The organism is Streptomyces sp. NPDC060209, assembly GCF_042728155.1.
Lineage (GTDB): Bacteria > Actinomycetota > Actinomycetes > Streptomycetales > Streptomycetaceae > Streptomyces.
On sequence record NZ_JBHWZS010000451.1, the window covers coordinates 1 to 5,133 of the forward strand.

Below are 5,133 nucleotides of genomic sequence, written 5' to 3' on the forward strand. Positions count from 1 at the left end.
GAGCCGTCGGCCGGCGGTCCCGGTCGCCGACTGCTACTCGCCGCCCTTTTGGACGAACGAGCGTACGAAATCCTCGGCATTGGACTCGAGTACGTCGTCGATCTCGTCGAGGACGTCGTCCACGTCGTCGCTGAGCTTCTCCTGCCGCTCCGCGAGGTCCTCGGACGCCTGCGCTTCCTGCGCCTGCTCCTCGGTCTCCTCGGTGGAACGTGTCGCCTTCTGCTGTCCGCCGCCGGTGTCCTTGGTCGCCATGTAGCTCACCCCGCTCGGTTCGAAGCACTTGATCAGACCCTACCTACGGGGTCCGACATTGGCCCGGTACTTTCCTCAACGTCCGGAGGTCATCTGATTGATTCCCAGCCGGCACGCCTTTCAGCCCCCTGTCAGCGTCCGGACCAGCTCTTCCGCGGTACGGCAGCGGTCCAGGAGCTCCTTGACGTGAGCACGTGTACCCCGCAACGGTTCCATCGTGGGTACCCGTTGCAGCGAGTCACGGTCGGGCAGATCGAAGATGACCGAGTCCCAGGAAGCCGCGGCGACGTCGTCCGCGTACTGCTCCAGGCACCGGCCCCGGAAATAGGCCCTGGTGTCCTCGGGAGGCTTCGTACGGGCCCGCTCGACGTCACTCTCGTCGAGCAGCCGCTTGATCTTCCCTCGGGCGGCCAGACGGTTGTACAGGCCCTTGTCGGCCCGTACGTCGGCGTACTGGAGGTCCACCAGGTGCAGCCGCGGGGCGTCCCAGTCGAGGCCGTCACGGCGCCGGTAGCCCTCCATGAGCTCCCGCTTGGCGATCCAGTCCAGCTCGCCGGACAGGCTCATCGGATCGTTCTCCAGGCGGTTCAGGGTGTCCTCCCAGCGGGCCAGGACATCCTTGGTCTGCTCGTCGGCGTCCGCCCCGTACCGCTCCTCGACGTACTTGCGGCCCAGCTCGAAGTACTCCATCTGGAGCTGCACAGCGGTGAGTGTCCGGCCGCTGCGGAGCGTGACGAGCTGCTTCAGCGTGGGATCGTGCGAGACCTGGTGCAGTGTGCGGACCGGCTGGTCGACCGCCAGGTCGACGTTGATGAAGCCGTCCTCGATCATGGCCAGGACCAGCGAGGTGGTGCCGAGCTTCAGATAGGTCGAGATCTCGGAAAGGTTCGCGTCGCCGATGATCACGTGCAGCCTGCGGTACTTCTCGGCGTCGGAGTGCGGTTCGTCGCGGGTGTTGATGATGGGGCGCTTGAGCGTGGTCTCGAGGCCGACCTCGACCTCGAAGTAGTCCGCGCGCTGGCTGATCTGGAATCCGTGCTCATGGCCGTCCTGGCCGATGCCGACCCGGCCCGCGCCGGTGACGACCTGGCGGGAGACGAAGAACGGGGTCAGATGGCGCACGATGTCCGAGAAGGGGGTCTCCCTCTTCATCAGGTAGTTCTCGTGCGTGCCGTAGGACGCGCCCTTGTTGTCGGTGTTGTTCTTGTAGAGATGGATCGGCTGGGCCCCGGGGATCGCGGCGGCCCGTTCGGCCGCTTCCGCCATCACCCGCTCGCCGGCCTTGTCCCAGAGCACCGCGTCCAGCGGATTGGTGATCTCCGGTGAGCTGTATTCGGGGTGCGCGTGGTCGACGTACAGCCGCGCACCGTTGGTGAGGATCACATTGGCCAGGCCGATGTCCTCGTCGGTGAGCTGGCTGGAGTCCGCGGTCTCACGGGCGAGGTCGAAGCCTCGCGCGTCGCGCAGCGGATTCTCCTCCTCGAAGTCCCAGCGGGCGCGGCGCGCCCGGTGCATCGCCGCCGCGTAGGCGTTGACGATCTGGGACGAGGTGAGCATGGCATTGGCGTTGGGTTGTCCGGGGACGGAGATCCCGTACTCCGTCTCGATGCCCATCACTCGCCGTACGGTCATGCGGCCCTCCTTGCCCGGCGTCGCTCCCGTCCGGGAGCGGCGCTCAAGTACCGCTGCTGGTCCGCGGTGCCCGTCCCCGCACTGCGCGACTCGGCGGTACGGCAGAGCCTAGAGCGCCTCTGCGCCGGTGGGGAGATCAATTGCGTCATTGTTCGGGTGTGGTCGGAGCTGCCGGGAAAACGGCCGGCTGCGGATACCCTGCCGGGCACCCGCAGCCGGTCTGCGTTTTACAGGTACTGTCCGGTATTTGCCACCGTGTCGATGGAACGACCGGTGTCCGCGCCCTGCTTTCCGGTGACGAGTGTGCGGATGAAGACGATCCGCTCGCCCTTCTTTCCGGAAATCCTGGCCCAGTCGTCCGGGTTGGTGGTGTTGGGCAGGTCCTCGTTCTCCTTGAACTCGTCCACGCATGCCTGGAGGAGATGGGAGACGCGCAGGCCCTTCTGGCCCTGCTCGAGGAATGCCTTGATGGCCATTTTCTTTGCCCGGTCCACGATGTTCTGAATCATCGCTCCGGAGTTGAAGTCCTTGAAGTACAGGACTTCCTTGTCGCCGTTCGCATAGGTGACCTCGAGGAAGCGGTTCTCCTCGGATTCCGTGTACATCCGCTCCACGACGGACTGGATCATCGCGTGGGCGGCGGCTTCCTTCGAGCCGGTGTGCTCGGCCAGATCGTCCGAGTGCAGCGGCAGCGAGGGGGTGAGGTACTTAGCGAAGATGTCCTTCGCCGCCTCCGCGTCCGGACGCTCGATCTTGATCTTCACATCGAGACGGCCGGGCCGCAGGATCGCGGGGTCGATCATGTCCTCACGGTTGGAGGCACCGATGACGATGACGTTCTCCAGGCCCTCCACACCGTCGATCTCGGCGAGCAGCTGGGGGACGATGGTGTTCTCCACGTCCGAGCTGACTCCGGAACCACGGGTGCGGAAGAGGGATTCCATCTCGTCGAAGAAGACGATGACGGGGGTGCCCTCGCTCGCCTTCTCCCGGGCACGCTGGAAGACCAGGCGGATGTGCCGCTCGGTCTCGCCGACGTACTTGTTGAGGAGCTCGGGGCCCTTGATATTGAGGAAGTAGCTCTTCCCCGCGGGCTGTCCGGTGACCTCGGCGACCTTCTTGGCCAGCGAGTTGGCGACGGCCTTGGCAATGAGTGTCTTGCCGCAGCCCGGAGGGCCGTAGAGCAGGATGCCCTTCGGCGGGCGGAGTTCGTGCTCCTTGAAGAGGTCCGGGTGGAGGTACGGGAGCTCGACCGCGTCGCGGATCAGTTCGATCTGGTCGCCCAGGCCGCCGATCTTGTTGTAGTCGATGTCCGGGACCTCTTCGAGAACGAGCTCCTCGACCTCGCTCTTGGGCACCACTTCGTAGACGTAGCCGGACCTGGGTTCGAGCAGGAGGGCGTCGCCGGGACGGATGGTGATGTCCAGCAGAGGCTCGGCGAGCCTCACCACCCGCTCCTCGTCGGTGTGCCCGACGACCAGGGCGCGCTCGCCGTCCTCGAGGATCTCCTTGAGGGTGACGATGTCCCCGGCCCGCTCGAATGCCATGGCCTCGACCACGTTGAGCGCCTCGTTGAGCATGACTTCCTGGCCTCGCCGGAGGCCGTCGAGCTCGACGCTGGGGCTGACGTTCACCCGGAGCTTGCGGCCCCCGGTGAAGATGTCGCAGGTGTCGTCCTCGTTGGACTGCAGGAAGACACCGAAGCCTGCCGGCGGCTGCGCGAGCCGGTCGACCTCCTCCTTGAGGGCCACGATCTGGTCGCGGGCCTCACGGAGTGTGTTGGCGAGCCGCTCGTTCTGCGCGGACACGCCTGCCAGGTTGGTCTGCAACTCGACGATCCGCTCTTCGAGAATCCTCGAATGACGCGGAGAGTCGGCGAGCTTACGTCGCAGGACGGCGATTTCCTGCTCGAGATAGGCGACCTGGCCGGCTGGGTCTTCTGACCCCCGCCCGGGCCGGATGCCGCGGTTGATGTCGTCGTCGTGGGCTGCCACGGTCCTCACCTCCTCCAAGGGGAGCTGGACGCTTCCTGACCCTACCTGGGTGGGTGATGATTGAAACCCCTAGATCACAAAGACCCGGGAGTCTGTCCGATCTTCACCCTTGCGCTCTCCCTCACGCCAAGGGAATACCCACCCTTCGGCATCGGAAAGCAGCCGGTTGTATCGTCGAAGCGTTCAACACCCGTCAGGGCTGGCTTCAATTGGTGCAGATACGCAGGGAACGGCAGGACACATGACCGTGCAGCAGGACGCTCCGGGCGACAGCGACACTCAGGACCTCGAGGTCTGGATCGACCAGGATCTCTGTACGGGCGACGGCATCTGTGTGCAGTACGCACCCGAGGTGTTCGAGCTGGACATCGATGGTCTGGCCTACGTGAAGGGCGACGAGGACGAGCTCCTCCAGGACAAGGGCGCCACCACACCGGTGCCGCTGCCGCTGCTCCAGGACGTGGTGGACTCGGCCAAGGAATGCCCGGGCGACTGTATTCATGTACGTCGCGTTTCGGACAATGTGGAAGTCTTCGGTCCGGACGCAGAGTAACGGCTCAGGCGCCCCGGGCGGTGCTCCCGGCGGGGCCGGCGGACTTGATGAACGCGTTGCCCTTCCACTGCCAGGAGGCGCTCTCCAGCTCGTCGGGACAGCAGCGCGGCACGTCGGCCGAGGAGTAGCCGAGCAGGGTCGCCGACACCCGGCCGTCACGGACGGTGAAGTCGGTGACGCCGAGTTTCTGAGCGGGGTCCACCAGGGTCGCCACGACCCGGGGTGCGGCCCCGTTCCGCTGTGTCACGACATAGACGCCGCTGGGCGGGGTGCCGGAACCCGCGGCACAGCGGACGACGGCCACGGTCTCGGGTCCGCCGTCCCCGTCGAGGTCCCCGGGGGCGCTTTGGGCAACAGCCTGACCGACCGGGCCGCAGTCGAGCGGGAAGGTGACACGGGCGGGGTCGGGCGCGGCGGCGGGAGCGCTGCCGTGCTGCGTGGCGACGTGGTGCTCCGACGCCGAGGCCGTGGCGGTTGCCGCTTCGGGCTGGAGCAGGCCCGCGGCGGCGACGACCGCGGCCATCGCCGTGGCCGTGGCGAGCCAGTGCACCGGCTTGGCGTCGGTGTGCGCGAGGTCCGGGAGCGCGGAGGTCTGCACGCGGTATGTCTCCTGTGGTTCCTGGAGGCCTGGGTAGGCGGTGCCGAACGGAGGTCGGCGGGCGGGGGGTGGCCAGCATCGTGCCACACCTCACACCCGAGGGG

5 protein-coding genes are annotated in these 5,133 nt (G+C 66.6%); 1 reads left to right on the plus strand and 4 read right to left on the minus strand.

Features of this window, described 5'->3' with window-relative positions:
* Positions 1-33: 33 nt before the first annotated feature.
* The 3 genes from ACFWFI_RS40820 to arc form a co-directional block, all read right to left on the minus strand.
* The gene (locus ACFWFI_RS40820) at positions 34-252 is read right to left on the minus strand and encodes a ubiquitin-like protein Pup (protein WP_073751996.1); all 219 of its coding nucleotides are present in this window, start codon (positions 250-252) and stop codon (positions 34-36) included.
* Positions 253-372: 120 nt separating this feature from the next.
* On the minus strand, positions 373-1,884 hold the full coding sequence (gene dop / locus ACFWFI_RS40825) for a depupylase/deamidase Dop (protein WP_387400726.1): 1,512 nt from the start codon (positions 1,882-1,884) through the stop codon (positions 373-375).
* Between the two features lie 227 nt (positions 1,885-2,111).
* Positions 2,112-3,878 (minus strand): proteasome ATPase, encoded by a 1,767-nt coding sequence (gene arc, locus ACFWFI_RS40830; RefSeq protein ID WP_387400728.1) that lies wholly within the window; start codon positions 3,876-3,878, stop codon positions 2,112-2,114.
* Between the two features lie 241 nt (positions 3,879-4,119).
* Here arc and ACFWFI_RS40835 point away from each other — a divergent pair, with 241 nt between their 5' ends.
* Entirely contained in the window at positions 4,120-4,431 is a 312-nt protein-coding gene (locus tag ACFWFI_RS40835) for a ferredoxin (protein WP_387400730.1), read from the plus strand.
* A 4-nt stretch (positions 4,432-4,435) separates the two neighbouring features.
* Here ACFWFI_RS40835 and ACFWFI_RS40840 read toward each other — a convergent pair whose 3' ends face one another.
* Positions 4,436-5,029, minus strand: a complete 594-nt coding sequence (locus ACFWFI_RS40840) for a hypothetical protein (RefSeq protein WP_387400732.1) — start codon at positions 5,027-5,029, stop codon at positions 4,436-4,438.
* Positions 5,030-5,133 lie beyond the last annotated feature (104 nt).